The organism is Paenibacillus methanolicus (assembly GCF_008124765.1).
GTDB lineage: Bacteria > Bacillota > Bacilli > Paenibacillales > Paenibacillaceae > Paenibacillus_Z > Paenibacillus_Z methanolicus.
In genome coordinates, this window is record NZ_VNHS01000001.1 from 967,289 (window position 1) to 983,357 (window position 16,069).

The following is a 16,069-nucleotide window of genomic DNA, read 5'->3' on the forward strand; positions in this document are numbered from 1 at the left end:
TCTTCTACCGACAAATCGGCAATCCCATGATAATGTTTTGATAAAATATACACTAGCCCGCTCTCGCGGCGCAAGTACTTCAGGAGTGATACGGGTTGCAATTGAACGCCTTTGATCTGAAGCAGGTACGCATTGACGGCGGACCGCTTAAGAACGCCATGGACTTGAACCGAGACTACTTGCTCAAACTGGATGCGGATCGATTATTGTCCCGTTTCCGCGAATTTGCCGGGCTCGAACCGAAAGCGCCACGTTATGAAGGCTGGGAATCCCGCGGAATTAGCGGGCATACGCTCGGCCACTACTTGTCCGGCTGCTCGCTCATGTATGCGGCGACCGGCGATCCCGCCTTGAAGGAACGAGCCGCATATGTGGTGGACGAGCTGGCGCTCTGCCAAGAGGCGCATGGCGACGGCTACGTATCCGGCATCCCGCGCGGCAAGGAGCTGTTCCAGGAAATCAAAGCCGGCGACATCCGCTCGCAAGGCTTCGATTTGAACGGCGGCTGGGTCCCGCTGTATACGATGCACAAGTTGTATGCGGGCCTTCGCGATGCGTACCGCTACGCGTCGAACGAGCGCGCCCTCGAGGTCGAGATCAAGCTCGGCCTGTGGCTCGAAGACATCCTGGCCGAACTCAGCGAAGCACAAGTGCAGCAAGTGCTTCATTGCGAATTCGGCGGCATGAACGAAGCGCTGGCCGATCTCGCAGCGGATACGGGCGACGCGCGCTTCCTGCGTCTGGCCGAGCGCTTCTATCATGGCGAGGTGCTGAACGACTTGGCCGAGGAGCGGGATACGCTCGGCGGCCGGCACGCGAACACGCAAATTCCGAAAATCATCGGGGCAGCCAGACAGTATGAAGTGTCCGGCAAGCCTCACTATGCGGGCATCGCGCGTTACTTCTGGGACCGCGTCGTCCACCATCATTCCTATGTCATCGGCGGCAACAGCTACAACGAGCATTTCGGCGATCCGGGGATGCTGAACGACCGGCTGGGCGAAGGCACCTGCGAGACGTGCAACACGTACAACATGCTCAAGCTGACGCGCCACCTTATCCGTTGGGACGGCGTTGCGGAATACGCGGATTACTACGAACGCGCCATGTTCAATCATGTGCTCGCTTCCCAGCAGCCCGTGGACGGACGCGTCTGTTATTTCGTCTCGCTCGAGATGGGCGGTCACAAGACGTTCAACAGTCAGTTCGAAGACTTCACCTGCTGCGTCGGCTCCGGCATGGAGAGCCATTCGCTCTACGGCGCGGGCTTGTATTTCAAATCGGAGGACGCGCTCGTCGTCAACCAGTTCGTACCGTCTTCCGTGCAGTGGGCCGAGCGAGGCGTGACGTTATCGCAGGAAACCGATTTCCCGACGACTGGCAGCGGACGTCTTGTCGTTCGGTCGGACGGCGATGCCGCTCCGGGCTCGTTCACGTTGTATATTCGATATCCGCATTGGGCGCAGAACGGCATGCAAATCCGCGTCAACGGCGAAGCATGGCCGATCGGGGAAGCCGTGCCTTCCTCCTACGTCTCCATTGCTCGCGAATGGACGGACGGCGACACGGTGGAATACGTGATGCCGTTCTCCGTTCGGGTCGAGACGATGCCGGACAACCCGAACCGGATCGCGTTCCTCTACGGTCCGCTCGTGCTTGCAGGCGACCTTGGCGAGATTGCCGACAATCGTTCGGATGACGCCGAGTGGCCGCTCGCCTCCGTGCTGATCGGACGACGGGCCGAGCTGACTTCGGCGCTCTCGCCGGATCCGGACCATCCCGGCGCCCTGCGTCTGACGGGCGTCGCATACCGCGGCGACCTTACGCTGCGGCCGTTCTATCAACTCTACGACCGCGCCTACACGGTCTATTGGGACTTCTTCACCCCGGAAGGCTGGCGCGGCGAAGAAGCGGCTTATCGCGAATCCATCGAGGCGCAGCAGCGGCTCGAGCGCCAGACGGTCGATGCCGTGCAGCCGGCCGAGATGCAGCCGGAGCGCGACCATGCGTTCGAGGGCGAGCACGTCGGGCTCGGCAAAATGTACAACCGCAAATATCGCGATACGTGGCCAAGCGGCTGGTTCGCGTTCACGATGCGCGTGCTGCCTGACGAGCCGGTCCGGTTGGCCGTCACGTATATCCGTTCTTCGGACGAGAAGCTCGGCTTCGACGTGCTCGCCGGCGGCGAAGCGCTGGCGGACGGACGAGTCGAATCGGAAGAGATGAACAAATTCGTCACGTACGTGTATGACATCCCGCTGGACGTCACGGCCGGCCAAGATTCGATTCCGGTCGCGTTCCGCGCTCATCCGGGCCGCAAAGTCGCGCCCGTGGCGGGTATCCGGATCGTGCGTATGCCCTAAGTCAGATGCAAGACAGCCAAGCGAGAAGTTTCCCGCTTGGCTGTCTTTTTTCAATCGGTTAAGTAATCCAAGGCGAGCGAGAGGAACATTTTGCCCGAAATAAGCAAGGCGCGTTCGTCGATATCGAATCTAGGATGATGATGCGCGTAGTGGGTACGCTCGTCGTCGTTGCGGGCGCCGACGTGGAAGAATGCGCCCGGACGCTGCTCCAAATAATACGCGAAGTCTTCCGCTCCCATCTGCGGATCCAGCGTGAGCAAGGCTTCTTCTCCGTATACGCTGCTAATTAGGCGCTGTACGCGAGCCGTCTCCTCCGGCGCATTGACGACCGGCGGATAACCGTTCGTATATTCAATCTCATGTCCCGCATGGTACGCCGACGTAATGCCGGCGATGATGGTACGAATCTCCGCCTCGATCTCGGACCGCAGCGTCTTGTTGAAAGTGCGAACGGTCCCCTGCAGTTTCGTCTTGTCCGCGATGACGTTGAACGCGTTACCCGCTTGGAATACGCCAACGGAGACGACCGCGGGTTGAATCGGGTTCACGCGACGGCTGACGATCTGCTGCAGGCCGTTCACGACTTGGCAGCCGACCACGATCGAATCGACGGTCGTGTGCGGCATGGCGCCGTGTCCGCCCTTGCCGAAGATGTGCACGGTGAACGCGTCGGCCGCCGCCATCGCGGGACCTTCCTTTAGTCCGATCTTGCCGAGCGGAAGATCGGATGCAAGGTGGATGCCGTATACGGCGTCGACTCCCTCCAGAGCGCCGGCTTCGATCATGCCTTTGGCGCCGCCAGGCGGCAGCTCCTCCGCATGCTGGAAAATGAAGACGATATTGCCTTTCAGTTGATCGCGCACGTTGCTCAATACGCGGGCCACGCCAAGCAGCGCCGACGTGTGTCCGTCATGTCCGCAGGCATGCATCACGCCAGGCACCTGCGATTTGTACGGCACGTCCTTCTCGTCCTGAATCGGCAGCGCGTCGAAGTCCGCGCGGAACGCGATCGTCGGACCTTCGGAACCGCCGCGAAGATACGCAAGAATCCCGTTGCCGCCAACGCCTTCCTTGACTTCCAATCCGAATGACTTCAGATGATCGGCGATGAACCGAGCCGTCCGAGTCTCCTGAAACGACAGCTCCGGATTCTGGTGCAAGTAGCGGCGCCACCCGATGATTTCGTCCTCGCTCTTCACCAATTCCTTGTACAAAACCTCCAGCATGCGCATACGCCCTCTCCTGAAACTTCTCTTTTTCTTGTTATATGTAATCCACTCACGCTAATGCCATTGAAACGGCGTTGTATCCGCTTCCTAATTGTAATATTCCGAATATTATACCAGCCTACCTCATTTATCAAGTACAAAATGAGATGTTTATAATTTTTATATGTAATTATTTAGCATTTATATATCGAATAACTATTTAATAATCTCAATTTCAATCGACATTAAAAGACTGAAATCAACAAAAAATAGTCTCCAGCTTATCCGGAGACTATTTTCATGCCAATTTTTACTTTTATTATGCAATTGCATTCCGAATATCTCTGCCGTCTGCTGACTCCGCCGCATTCGGTTCGGCCAATCGTTTCGCCTCGTCTTCGATCCCGAAAATACGGGTAAACGCCTCAATCGCATCTTCGCCGCCGCGTTCGGTCGCCAGCTCCTTAATATTCAGGATCGGATCGCGCAGCAGCTGATTGACGATGCTCTTGGTTAATTTACCGATCACCTTCCGCTCTCGCTCGTCCAGCTCCGGTAGTTTCTTGAGAATATCCTGATACGCGCTCTCTCGCACCGCATCCGCCTTCTCTCGCAGCGCGGCGATGGCCGGCGCGACGCCGAGCTCTTTCATCCATTGGGCGAAGTCGTTGCGTTCCTTCTGGATGACCGGCGTCAACTTGAGCGCTTCCTTCGCTCTTGCATCCGTATTTTCGTTCACGATCGCGCCAAGCCGGTCGATATCGACAAGCGTCACGCCGTCCAGCTCGTCCGCGAGCGGATCGATATCGCGCGGAACGCCCATGTCGATCATGAGAAGCGGTTCGCTTCGGTTCAACTTTGCCGTTCGCAGCATGGCCGCCGATACGACCGGCTCGGCGGCACCGGTAGCCGCCGTCACCAACTCGGCTCCGCTCAGCAGTTCGGGAAGCGTCTCCCAAGAACTGGCGGCGATGCCATGCCGGCCCGCGAATTGAGCAGCATTGTGGTAGGATCGATTCACGACGGTGATCCCGTCCGCTCCTCTTGCCTGCATATGCTTGACGGCCAGCTCGCTCATATGCCCGGCGCCGACGACCACGATGCGCTTGCCTGCCAATGAACCCATCTTGCGCGCCGCAAGCTCCACCGCCGCATAGCTGACCGAGACCGGCTTCTGACCGATTCTCGTCTCGGTATGCAGTCGTTTCGCCAACGTCACCGCCTGCTTGAACAGCCGGTTGAATACGGCGCCCGTCGCAGGAAGGCTTTGCGAGTATAAGAAGGCATCCCGTACCTGGCCCAAAATTTGCGTCTCGCCGACAACCATCGAATCAAGCCCGCTCGTGACCTTGAACAGATGTTCGACCGCCGCGTTATCCTCATGAATATAGAACGAAGCCGCGAATTGTTCTTTGCTCAAACCATATTTTCGTTCCATCATATAAGCGAGATCGAGCATGAACTGCTCTCTCCGTTCCGCCACCGCATACACTTCCGTCCGGTTACAGGTGGATAGGATGACGCCTTCCAGAATGCTCTTGGAGCCGCGAAGTCCGGCCAGCATGTCCGCGATCTCGTGTTCGGATAACGCCAGCTTCTCCCGAATGTCAACCGGTGCCGTCTTATAGTTTAAGCCTGCCGCGATGATGCGCATGTGCTACACTGCCTTTCTGCTACGTTCCTATGTTCCGTTATTCCCAATTTCGTGCCTCTTGTACACATCATATCATGAAGGCGACAAAAATCAATACTATTTTATAATCATTATAAATAACAAACGATATTTCAGCCAAACCGACTTCAATAACATTGACTCACCGCGGTTTGAGAGCTAATTTTTCTAAGTTCATTTCCCTGTCCCTCGCCTCAACCGATCCTCGAACCGTCCCTATCTTTTCTCCGAAAGACTTGCGCAATTTTACGATCAAACTTTTTGTTATTTCGACAAATTATTAGTTTGCACGTATGGAAAAATGTGCTACCATCAAGGTGAAACTTGCTTTGCCTTCCGTGTCAGCATTTATATACGCGAAGCTTATATATGCTTAGACAAGGCGAAGCGGCTCATGCCGTCCGTGTCGGCAACAATCCGGCATTAGGGATCTATAGAAAGGAGCCGATCATGGAATCCATACAAGATGAACTGCCCTTCCTGACCTCGCTCGTCAAAGGGCTTGCCGCCCAATTCGGCCCGAACTGCGAAGTCGTCCTGCATGATTTGCAGCGCGAATACGACAGCACGATCGTAGCGATCGAGAACGGGCATATTACCGGACGCAAAGTCGGCGATCCCGGCACGAATCTCGGCCTCGAAATTCTGAGCGGCCATGCCAGCGGCGACGCGAAGTCCGGTTACGTGACCCAAACGAAGGACGGTCGGCTGCTGCGCTCCACCTCTCTCTATATGAAGAACGAGAGCGGACAGACGGTCGGCTCGCTGTGCATTAACTTCGATATTACCGACCTGGCCGTGGCCGAGAAGACGCTGCAGTCCCTTACCTTCGGCGGCGGAAGCCCGGTCGTGCGCGAATCGTTCGTCTCGAACGTCGGCGACCTGCTCGACGCGCTACTTCAAGAAGCGCAAGACGCGGTCGGCCGCCCGGTCGCGCATATGACGAAGGACGACAAGGTGAAATTCATTCAAGCGCTGAACGCAAAAGGCGCCTTCCTCGTGAAGAAAGCGGGCGAGCGCGTGTGCGCCTACTTGAACATCTCGAAGTATACGCTCTACAGCTATCTGGACGAAGGCAAATCCGCTTCCGAATCCGAGGAGGGCTAATCATGACGCAGTCGCAAGGCACCGTTCAGCCGCTGCATCCCGCGCTCGCCGGGCTCGAGACGCCATGCATCGTAATCGACGCGGCCGTTATGGAAGCCAATATCGCGCAGACCGCGCAATTGGCCAGACAAGCGGGCGTGAAGCTGCGCCCCCATGCGAAGACGCATAAGATGCCGCTCATCGCCAAGATGCAAATCGAGGCGGGCGCGCACGGCATTACCGTCGCGAAGGTATCGGAGGCGGAAATCATGGCGGACGGCGGCATCGACGATATTTTCATCGCGTACCCGCTTATCGCCGAATCCAAGATTCGCCGCGCGATCCTATTAAGCAAGCGAATCGCGAACCTGATCGTCGGCGTCGACAGCGAGGAAGGCGCCCGCGTCCTCTCCCGGGTCGCGATTAGCGAAGGACATCCGCTTCAGGTTCGTCTGGAGATCGATACGGGCCTTCGGCGGACCGGTGCACCTTACGAAGGAGCGCTGGAGCTTGCCCGACTCGTTCACGGCTTGGAAGGACTCCGTTTGACGGGCATCTATACCTTCCGCGGCGCGCTGTTGGACGGCCAACCGACGAAGGATATCGAGGCTGCTGGCAAGGCGGAAGGTGCGATGATGGTCGAGCTTGCCGAGCGTATTAGGGAAGCTGGCATTCCCTTACAGGACGTTAGCGTAGGCTCCTCGCCTACCGGCACATACGCGGCGACCGTGCCGGGCGTCACCGAGATTCGTCCGGGTACATATGTGTTTCAAGATCGCACGCTGGTCGAGTTCGGCACGTGCGCGATCGACCAATGCGCGGCTTATGTCTTGGCGACCGTCGTCACGAGCAGACCCGAAGAAGGTCATGCGGTCATCGACGGCGGCAGCAAGACGTTCGCGACGGACGTGCAGCCGAATACGAACCCGCTTCAGCTTCGAGGCTTCGGCCACGTGCTCGAGGCGCCTGGCGCGCTGCTCGAACGGCTGTCCGAAGAGCATGGCATGCTCCGAACAACGCCGGGCACATCCCTTGCGCCCGGCGATCGCGTGCGCGTGATCCCCAATCATATATGCAGCACGATCAACTTGCATAACAAAGTCTATCTGCTCGAAGAAGACCGCGTTCGCCAGCTCGACGTCGCCGCTCGCGGCATGCTCGAGTAGCCGGCCGCGCGAACAGGAGGAAGCCCATGCTGGATCTAGTACTTAAGAATGGCAAAATCGTCGACGGTACCGGCAATCCTTGGTATGTCGGCGATATCGGAATCAAGAACGGCGAAATCGCCGCCGTCGGTTATGTAGACCAGGAAGCCGACCAGACGATCGACGTCGGCAGACAGGTCGTCTCCCCTGGTTTCATCGACGGGCATTGCCATTCCGATCTGCTCGTCTTGGATCAGCCGACCAGCGACTTCAAGCTGCTGCAAGGCGTCACGACCGAGGTCGTAGGCAACTGCGGCCTGGCGCCAGCCCCTTTCCTGCCGGCGACTGCGGATGCGCTGCGGCAATACGTGCAGCCCGTCCTCGGCAGTACGCCTTGGGCATGGAACTGGCAGTCGATCGAGGGTTACATCGAGACGCTCGTCCGCAACTCCGCCTCGGAGAACGTCGCGACCTACGTCGCGCATGGCGCGCTGCGTATCGCGGTCATGGGCTTCGAGAATCGGCCGGCGACAGCCGGCGAGCTCGCCCGGATGAAGTCGCTGCTGGAGGAAGGCATGCGCGCGGGCGCGATCGGATTGTCCATCGGCCTGCTGTATGCGCCTGGTAGCTATACGAGCCAAGAGGAACTGGCCGAATTGTGCAGCGTGCTGCCCAAGTACGACGGCCTGCTGTCCACCCATATTCGCGGCGAAGGCAACAGTTTGATCGCCTCGGTTAAGGAAGTCATCTGGATCGCGGAACGCGCCGGCATCTCGCTTCATATTAGCCATCTGAAAGCCGCCGGACGCATCAATTGGGGTCAGACGATGACCGCGCTCGAGCTCATTGAATCCGCCCGCGCGCGCGGCATGGATGTCACCTGCGACGTGTACCCGTACACCGCGGGCTCCACGTCCATGACGACGATCCTGCCCCCTTGGGTGCTCGAAGGCGGCATTCAAGCCACGTTGACCCGTCTCGCCAATCCGCAGCTACGCGAGCAGATCAAGAGCGAGCTGCGCGAGGAACAGACGACCTGGGACAACCTCGTCTGCTCGACGGGCTGGCAGAGCGTCTTCGTATCGGCGGTGAACACGTCCGGCAATAAGTCGCTGGAAGGCAAACATGTTGCCCAAGTTGCGGCAGAACGCGGCGGCATCGATCCCGAGGACGTCATGATGGATCTGCTGCTGGAAGAGAGCGGTCAAGTGTCGATCGTCTACTTCCACATGTCCGACGACGACGTGCGCGAAGTCATCCGTTACGATCGTTCGCTGATTGCCTCCGACAGCTTGGGCTGCGTGACCGGCAAGCCTCATCCTCGTTCTTACGGCACATTCCCGCGGCTGTTCGCCAAGTACGTCCGCGACGACCGGGTACTCTCGCTGGAGCAGGCCGTCCGCAAAGTGACGTCGTTCCCGGTTCAGCGCTTCAAACTGGGCAAACGCGGATTGCTCGTCCCCGGCCACAAAGCCGACATTACCGTCTTCGATCCGGAGGCGTTCCGGGACACGGCCACGTTCGAGCAGCCGATTCAGACGCCGGTCGGATTGACTCATGTTATCGTAGGCGGCGCAATGACCGTGCGCGGCGGCCGGCATACCGGCGCGCTGGCCGGGTCGTTCCTACACGCTTGTTCGTGCAAAACTCATCATTAAATTCTCGCACGCATTCCGTCTTACCCCAAATCCAATCCGAACGATAAAGGAGCGAATTATTCATGGCACGCATTGAACAAATTCTCGAAGAAAAAGGCATTCAATTGGAGAAAGTCCCTACCCCGGTCGCGCAATATGTACCGGCGAAGACGGTCAATAACCTTGTCTACACATCCGGCAACGACTGCCGTATTAACGGCGTACTCAAGTATACCGGCAAGGTCGGCAAAGACCTGACGGTAGAGCAAGGCTACGATGCGGCCAGACAAGTTATGATTAACCTTATCTCCGTCCTGAAGGAGCATCTCGGCGATCTCGACCGCGTCAAGCAAGTGGTCAAAATGCTGGCCTTCGTCAACTCCGCCGACGGCTTCACGCACCAACCGTACGTCATTAACGGCGCATCCGACTTGCTCGTCGAGATCTTCGGCGAGAAAGGCCGTCATGCCCGCTCCGCGATCTCCGCGAACGAGCTGCCGTTCGATACGCCGGTAGAGATCGAACTGATCGTCGAAATCGAGTCCGAATAAGCGCACCGCCATGCGATGGTACAACAAAGGCGCATCAGCCCCGAGCTGATGCGCCTTTTCTCTTCCTCATTAATTCGCATGCCGCAAGTCGCCGTTACATCGCCGCTTGCTCGACCGCCGCTTCCGCCGGAATACGGATGACGACCGCGGTGCCGAACCCGGGTTTGCTGACGATTTTCACGCCATACTGGCCGCCGAAATGCAGCCGGATTCGCTGATGCACGTTACGAACTCCATAACCGACGTTCAAGCTTTCCGCCGGGTCGAACAGCTGACGAATCGTTTCCGCCGACATGCCGACGCCGTCGTCGATGATCTTGAACACGACCGTCCCTTCTTCCAACTTGCCGACGATGCGAAGATTGATATGGTCGCCATATAACCCATGTTCCAGCACATTCTCCACGAACGGCTGCAGAATCAATTTGATCGTCAAGAAATCGTGGATAGCCGGGTCGATATCGTAATAGACCATCATGCCGTCGCCGAACTTCGTCTTCTGGATGTTCACATAGGCTTCGACTTGCTCGATCTCGTTGCGGATCGGGATGATCGTTCGTCCTTCATTCAGCGACAGCCGATAGAACTTCGCCAAATCCAACACCATCCGGTGCAGCTTGTCGACTTCGCCGAACCGAGCCAGCCGGCTGATCGACGATAGCGTGTTATACAGAAAATGCGGGTTGATTTGCGCTTGCAGCGACTCTAGCTCCGCCTCTTTCTTCTGAATGTTCGTCATGTAGACTTCGCGGATAAGCGAGCCGATGTTCTGTCCCATGTCGTTGAGGGCAATCGAGATTCGGGTGAACTCGTCTCTTCCTTTGAAATGAATCCGTTTGGAGAAATCCCCTTCCTGGAACGAATCGAGCACGTGCACGATCTTCGAGACCTTGCGCGCGAAGTAGCGGGAAATAAACAAACCTACCGCGGCGAAGACGATGCTCGCGATAAAACAAGCGGCGACCGTCCACATCCGAATCGTTTGGGCGGCTGACTCGGTAATATCCGAAGGAATGAGAGCGACGATGCGCCAATTGAGCGGCTCTACTTTCTCTTCGATAATAATATGCCCCGCCTTCCGCGCCACGCTGAGCGTTTGACCGGAGGAGCGATCGATCGGTCCCGATGCGGAGATGAGGCGATCCGATTCATCGAGCAAGTAGATCATCGAGCCTTCCCCGATTTTGCTAGAATCGACGCTCTCGAATAAGTCTTCCAGCCGGATCCGTATCCGCATGAAGCCGATCTCGTCGACCTTGAATAGCTTCGAGGCGTCGACGATCCGGCGCAGCAGCGAAATATGACCGAACGTCTTATCCTCATCGATCTGGGCCCATTGCTGCGTCTGGCCGTAATGCTCCTCCGGAAACGACGTATACCACGGTTTGCTTAAAATACGTTCCGTATGGAATATATCGAACGCGCTGTTGCCCCCATCGAGCGGATCGGTAAGCTGCCGATTATACACCTCGTGAATTTCTTCGTTGTCGAGATAGACGGAAATCCATATGTTGCTGTTGACCGCTTCCAGCAGCGTTTGAAGCCGCGGGATCAAATATTTGCTCGTCGTGAAGTAGCTAACCCAACCCGCTTCGTTGTTGCGCAAATATTCGGTTAACGTCGTATCATAGTAAATCAGCTCCGATACGCGCACGATGTCCTGCATCCGATAGCTGATATTGTCCTTCATTTGCTTCAGCGTGCCGATGCTCGACTCCTTCGTCCGCTCCTCGATCGATCGGACGAGAATCGCGTTCGCTACATAACCGGCCAGCAGAACGGGGATCATGATGAACACGCAATAGGTGATCATCAATTTATGGCCAAAAGGCAAATAACGCTTGTAAGAATCCGACTTCATAGCTCCCCGTCCCATGAGCAAGTTATTTTCTGCGGTACTCGAGCGGCGTCTTGCCATAGGTCTCTTTGAACTGCCTGCTGAAGTATGGCAAGTAACGGTAACCCACCTGATCCGCGATTTCGTAAATTTTCAAATTCGTGTTCTTCAGCAGCTCGCACGCGCGCTCCATCCGCAGCATGATGAGGTATTCGCTGAAGTTTTTGCCGGTTTCTTCTTTGAAGAGCAAACCGAGATAATTCGGCGAGAACGAGAACTGTTCGGCAACGTCGCGCAGCGTGATATTATCTTGAATCCGGTCCCGTATGAACGAGATGATCTCCGAGATCAGCTTCCAGTTCTTCTTCTGGCGCTTGGAATTGAGCAGCTCCGAGATCTGGTACAGCCGCTGGCGCAGCCACAAATGGATATCGTCGATCGTCTCCAGCTGCAAAATAATGTCCAAGCTGCGCATATCCATGTTCAACAGTTCGAATAAATCCTCGTTCACGGTGTGTAGGTAATCATCCAGCTTCAGCAGCAGATAGAAGGCATAGTTGCGTACCGTGAATTTCGATTTGGCGTTCTTGGCGGTTTGGAAGAGCGCGTCCAGCTCATCGTGGATACGCACGAGCTCATAGCTGGAAAGGGCTTTGAACAGCGCATCCATTCGGACATCGAATCGCTTAATATCCTCCATCTCGGACTTCGGCACGTCCTCGAATTCAATCAGCTTGCCCTTGCCGCGGAACATCTTCAGCTCCACCGCTTCCAGCGCTTGGCGATACGAGCGTTCGATATCATTCACTTCGCTGCAATTCCCGCCTATTCCTGCCGTCACCGTCGTGCCGAACTCGCTTTTGACCTGGTCCACGAGTCGCTCGATAACCGCGTGTCCGGTATGGGGCTGAAGAAGAAGCGCGACCCGATTCTTATCCACTTTGCAGCCGTGCGCGATGCCTGCCTCCCGGCTCCAGGCGAGCAAGCCGTCCAGCCAAGTGCTCGATTTCCCCCGGCTCTCTTCCGTCTTGCCTTCCATCTTGAACAGATCGTCGATTTCCAAGACGCATACGCGTCCCGGCCATGCGAATTGCTTGAAATTATATTCGCGGCGCAGCACGTCGATCGTGGATTCCGTATAGCTCCCTTCGAACAGCTGCAGCATATATTCGTTTTTGACGACGGGAATCATCTGCGAATACTCCGCCTGGCGCTTGCGTTCCATATCGAGCAGATCCCGCGCTTTGATGAGCGAATCGATCAATTCCTGGTCGTCCATCGGCTTGAGCACATACCCGCAGGCGTTGAGTGACAAAGCTTGTTTGGCATAATGGAAATCTTGATAACCGCTGACGAAGATGACTTTCAGGTCTTTCTTCTCGTTCAGGGCTAATTCTGCGAGCTCCAGTCCGGACATATGCGGCATACGTACATCGGTGACCAGAATATCGATCTTCTCGGAAGTGAGCACGGTACGGGCATTAAAGCCGTTGGTCACGGCATCAACCACTTCCATCCCAAGGTCTTGCCACGGAATGAATGTCCGCATGCCTTCCAAATCCAATCTCTCGTCGTCGGCCAGCAATACTTTATAGGACATGTTCACCACTCCCTGATGAGAAAATGTTGAGGGTACAAGCTGTATACCGTTGAAATATGCACCTTCCAAAGGCACCCTCATGCAAGCGGATTCGCTTACGGTCTGATAAGCCAAATTTCCCATAAAAATGGGACGGGCGCAAGGCGAAAATCCTCTGATTCCCTTACAAATGCCTAGCAAAGCACGACATTAAAAAGCGAGGATACGCTGTTTACAGCTTATCCTCGCCTACTTTAATGAATGAATGCGATTGCCGTTCGATGCTGCCTAGTTGCCGTTCATGATCGCTTTGTTATCCTGCCATTTTTTCGTGTAGGAATCCAGTACGATTTGGAAATCGACGTCCATGGAGTCTTTGTGCGCTTTATCCAGGATTTTCAACACTTCGTCGTCGGATTTGGCGAACAACGCTTCCGCGCGCGCTTTAAGCCAGATGTCTTTCACGCGTTGGTAGGCGATGCCTTCGTCCGTGTCCGGAATCGGGAAGAGATTAACGAATTCGGTTGCGTCGCCTTGGGATTTCCACGTGACTTTGTACTGCCAGTTCGTGGACCAGTTGCGTTTCTCTTCCGGCAGCGTCGCTTCGTATTTCGATTTCACGCCGTCCATGTAGACCGTGTTGCCGACCCAGATCGTGTTCGCGCTCACGGCTTGGATCTCCGTCAGACCTTTCGGGTCGTTCGCGTAGCGATCCGTGAATTTCGGCGTCAGGTTATCCGACTCGAAACCATCCCAGAAGCCGTCGGCTCCCGGAGGACCCCAGAACAGGACAGCCGTACCTTCAGGACCGGTCATCCAGTCGAGCAGGGCGAATACCGCTTCAGGATTTTTCGCGCTCGTCGTGATCGCCGCAACGTTCCAACCCAGCATGTTGTACGTGCCTGGGAAAGTTTTCGTCACGTCATTGCCTGGCTTGACGATCGGATCGATGAAGAAGTAGCCGTCTTCCGGATCTTTCGAGCTCAGGGCAATGTCGGCTTCAGCCGCAAGTTTCATCGGGTCGGAGCTTGCATATACCGCAGCGCGGCCGCTAAGTAATTTCTCCTTGACTTGGTCTTCCGTTTGTGTCATGGCGTCTTGCGTCATCAGCTTCTCGCGCATCAGCTTCGCGGAGAACACCGAGGAATCGCGGAAGCCTGGATCCGTGTAGATCGATTCGAACTTATCGCCGTTCGGTACCGCGAAGTAACGCGTGAAGCTCAGGTTGTTCTCCTTGAACGCGGAGAACAGCTGGTCGATGCCGTGTCCGTCCTTCGCCAGACCCGTCTCGAACGGAATCGCGTCCGGAAATTTCTCTTTGACGGCTTTCAGGTAGTTATACAGATCGTCCGTCGTCTTCAGTTCAGGCGATCCGAGCGCTTTGTACATTTTCTTGTTGACGATGTAGCCGGCGTTGCCGTTCGGCTGGTTCGTATAATAGTTCGGAAGCGTATAAATTTTGCCGTCCGGCGCCGTCAACAACTTGCGCACTTTCGGGTCCATCCACTTCTTGAAGTTCGGGTACTTGTCGATATACTCGTCAAGCGGCACGAGCAAGCCGGATTCGCGAAGACGGTTCATGTTGTCGTCGCGCTCGCCCCAGATGATGTCCGGCAGCTGGTTGCCCGCGATCATCGTTTGCAGCTTCTGCGCGTTGTTGCCACCGGAGGAAATGCCTGTGATGTTGACTTTGAAGTTGTCTTGTATCCACTTCGTCGACGGATCGGCACCCCATTGCGGCATCGTGTACCAGCCGTAGTTGCCGTAGAACGTCAGATCAAGCGGCTCGCTGCCAAGCTTAAACAGATTGCTCTCTGGCTCTGTTCCTTCGTTGGAAGGCGTTGCAGCTTCATTGGACGGTTTCTCATTCGCCGGCGTATTGCCGTTGGTGGCTGCTTCTCCCCCGTTGTTGCCTCCATTGCTGCTACAGCCGACAACGAACGACAGCGACAACAGAACAGTTGCGGCGTTAAGCGCAATCTTTCTCTTGTTCTTCACAAGCACTTACCCCTCTCATCATATTAATCTATGTTTAAAGCCTTTCGGCTCTAAACGCAAGCGGGAAAACTACTCTTTGAGCGATCCGACCAGAACGCCTTTTACGAAGTAGCGTTGGAGGAACGGATACACGGCCACGATTGGCAGCGTGGCGACCATCATCGTCGCCATGGACAACGACTTGGACGTAATCGTCTTCGCGTTGTTCAAGCGAGATAAGGCGCTGGCATCCAGATTCGCCATTTGATCCGACGCGATGTTCGAGAACAGAATTTGGCGAAGCAGCGTCTGAATCGGATACAGCTTCTCGTTCATGATGTAGATGCTCGCCACGAACCATTCGTTCCAATGCGCGATCGCCGTGAACAGCGACAGCGTGGCCAGTACCGGTCCCGACAGCGGGAAAATGATGCGGAAGAACGTGCCCCAGTTGCCCGCGCCGTCGATTTTCGCGGATTCTTCCAAGCCTTGCGGCAGTTCTTTGAAGAAGGTACGGAATATGATCATGTTCCACACGCTGATCAACGACGGGATGATGAATACCCAGAACGAGTCGAACAGGTGCAGTTTACGGATCAACAAGTAAGTCGGGATCAAGCCGCCGCCGAAGTACATCGTAATGATGCACATGACCATGTAATATTTGCGGCCGATCAGCTCGCGCTTCGTCATCCCGTAAGCAAAGATCGCGGTGGCCAGAATGGAAGCAACCGTGCCGACGATCGTACGCATGATGGTGACGCCGAACGCGTTGATTAATTTTTCTTCGCGGAATACGATTTCATAGTTATCCCACGTGAACACGCGCGGCCAGAACGTTACCCCGCCTTTGCTCGTATCCATCCCTTCATTGAGCGAGATGATCAACGAATTCCAGAATGGATAAAATGTGGTGAAGGCCAGTACCGTCAAGAAGACGTAGATAAATGCGACCATCACTCTGTCTCCAACGCTAGAACGAATCAATGGAATGCACCCCTAATCGTGAGTCGA

11 protein-coding genes are annotated in these 16,069 nt (G+C 55.9%); 5 read left to right on the plus strand and 6 right to left on the minus strand.

The features are described 5' to 3' along the window. Nucleotides 1-95: 95 nt before the first annotated feature. On the plus strand, nucleotides 96-2,363 hold the full coding sequence (locus BCM02_RS03725) for a glycoside hydrolase family 127 protein (protein WP_148927679.1): 2,268 nt from the start codon (nucleotides 96-98) through the stop codon (nucleotides 2,361-2,363). Nucleotides 2,364-2,413: 50 nt separating this feature from the next. Here BCM02_RS03725 and BCM02_RS03730 read toward each other — a convergent pair whose 3' ends face one another. Together BCM02_RS03730 and hemA are read right to left on the minus strand one after the other, a co-directional pair. Continuing rightward, nucleotides 2,414-3,589, minus strand: coding sequence for a M20 metallopeptidase family protein (locus tag BCM02_RS03730; RefSeq protein ID WP_148927680.1), 1,176 nt, complete (start codon nucleotides 3,587-3,589; stop codon nucleotides 2,414-2,416). 301 nt (nucleotides 3,590-3,890) lie between these two features. Beyond that, nucleotides 3,891-5,225, minus strand: a complete 1,335-nt coding sequence (hemA, locus tag BCM02_RS03735; protein ID WP_148927681.1) for a glutamyl-tRNA reductase — start codon at nucleotides 5,223-5,225, stop codon at nucleotides 3,891-3,893. A gap of 468 nt (nucleotides 5,226-5,693) precedes the next feature. Here hemA and BCM02_RS03740 point away from each other — a divergent pair, with 468 nt between their 5' ends. The 4 genes from BCM02_RS03740 (at nucleotide 5,694) to BCM02_RS03755 (ending at nucleotide 9,662) form a co-directional block, all read left to right on the plus strand. Continuing rightward, nucleotides 5,694-6,350 carry a helix-turn-helix transcriptional regulator gene (locus BCM02_RS03740; protein WP_148927682.1) on the plus strand — a complete coding sequence of 219 codons (657 nt, stop codon included), beginning with the start codon at nucleotides 5,694-5,696 and terminating at the stop codon, nucleotides 6,348-6,350. A gap of 2 nt (nucleotides 6,351-6,352) precedes the next feature. Then, nucleotides 6,353-7,495, plus strand: coding sequence for an alanine racemase (locus BCM02_RS03745; RefSeq protein WP_148927683.1), 1,143 nt, complete (start codon nucleotides 6,353-6,355; stop codon nucleotides 7,493-7,495). Between the two features lie 26 nt (nucleotides 7,496-7,521). Continuing rightward, nucleotides 7,522-9,132, plus strand: a complete 1,611-nt coding sequence (locus tag BCM02_RS03750) for an N-acyl-D-amino-acid deacylase family protein (protein ID WP_148927684.1) — start codon at nucleotides 7,522-7,524, stop codon at nucleotides 9,130-9,132. Between the two features lie 62 nt (nucleotides 9,133-9,194). After that, on the plus strand, nucleotides 9,195-9,662 hold the full coding sequence (locus BCM02_RS03755; protein WP_148927685.1) for a RidA family protein: 468 nt from the start codon (nucleotides 9,195-9,197) through the stop codon (nucleotides 9,660-9,662). A gap of 94 nt (nucleotides 9,663-9,756) precedes the next feature. Here the strand turns inward: BCM02_RS03755 and BCM02_RS03760 are convergent, their stop codons facing one another. From BCM02_RS03760 to BCM02_RS03775, 4 genes are all read right to left on the minus strand, one after another. After that, on the minus strand, nucleotides 9,757-11,523 hold the full coding sequence (locus BCM02_RS03760; protein WP_148927686.1) for a sensor histidine kinase: 1,767 nt from the start codon (nucleotides 11,521-11,523) through the stop codon (nucleotides 9,757-9,759). Between the two features lie 22 nt (nucleotides 11,524-11,545). Beyond that, nucleotides 11,546-13,099, minus strand: coding sequence for a response regulator (locus BCM02_RS03765; RefSeq protein WP_148927687.1), 1,554 nt, complete (start codon nucleotides 13,097-13,099; stop codon nucleotides 11,546-11,548). A 267-nt stretch (nucleotides 13,100-13,366) separates the two neighbouring features. Next, complete coding sequence (locus BCM02_RS03770; RefSeq protein WP_148927688.1) at nucleotides 13,367-15,076, minus strand: extracellular solute-binding protein; 1,710 nt, start codon at nucleotides 15,074-15,076, stop codon at nucleotides 13,367-13,369. A 69-nt stretch (nucleotides 15,077-15,145) separates the two neighbouring features. Next, the gene (locus BCM02_RS03775; RefSeq protein ID WP_148927689.1) at nucleotides 15,146-16,042 is read right to left on the minus strand and encodes a carbohydrate ABC transporter permease; all 897 of its coding nucleotides are present in this window, start codon (nucleotides 16,040-16,042) and stop codon (nucleotides 15,146-15,148) included. Between the last annotated feature and the right edge of the window lie 27 nt (nucleotides 16,043-16,069).

Coding starts and splice junctions, on each gene's coding strand:
- BCM02_RS03730 (WP_148927680.1), bottom strand. CDS start 3,589: ATGCTGGAGGTTTTGTACAAGGAATTGGTGAAGAGCGAGGACGAAATC.
- hemA (WP_148927681.1), bottom strand. CDS start 5,225: ATGCGCATCATCGCGGCAGGCTTAAACTATAAGACGGCACCGGTTGAC.
- BCM02_RS03740 (WP_148927682.1), top strand. CDS start 5,694: ATGGAATCCATACAAGATGAACTGCCCTTCCTGACCTCGCTCGTCAAA.
- BCM02_RS03745 (WP_148927683.1), top strand. CDS start 6,353: ATGACGCAGTCGCAAGGCACCGTTCAGCCGCTGCATCCCGCGCTCGCC.
- BCM02_RS03750 (WP_148927684.1), top strand. CDS start 7,522: ATGCTGGATCTAGTACTTAAGAATGGCAAAATCGTCGACGGTACCGGC.
- BCM02_RS03755 (WP_148927685.1), top strand. CDS start 9,195: ATGGCACGCATTGAACAAATTCTCGAAGAAAAAGGCATTCAATTGGAG.
- BCM02_RS03760 (WP_148927686.1), bottom strand. CDS start 11,523: ATGAAGTCGGATTCTTACAAGCGTTATTTGCCTTTTGGCCATAAATTG.
- BCM02_RS03765 (WP_148927687.1), bottom strand. CDS start 13,099: ATGTCCTATAAAGTATTGCTGGCCGACGACGAGAGATTGGATTTGGAA.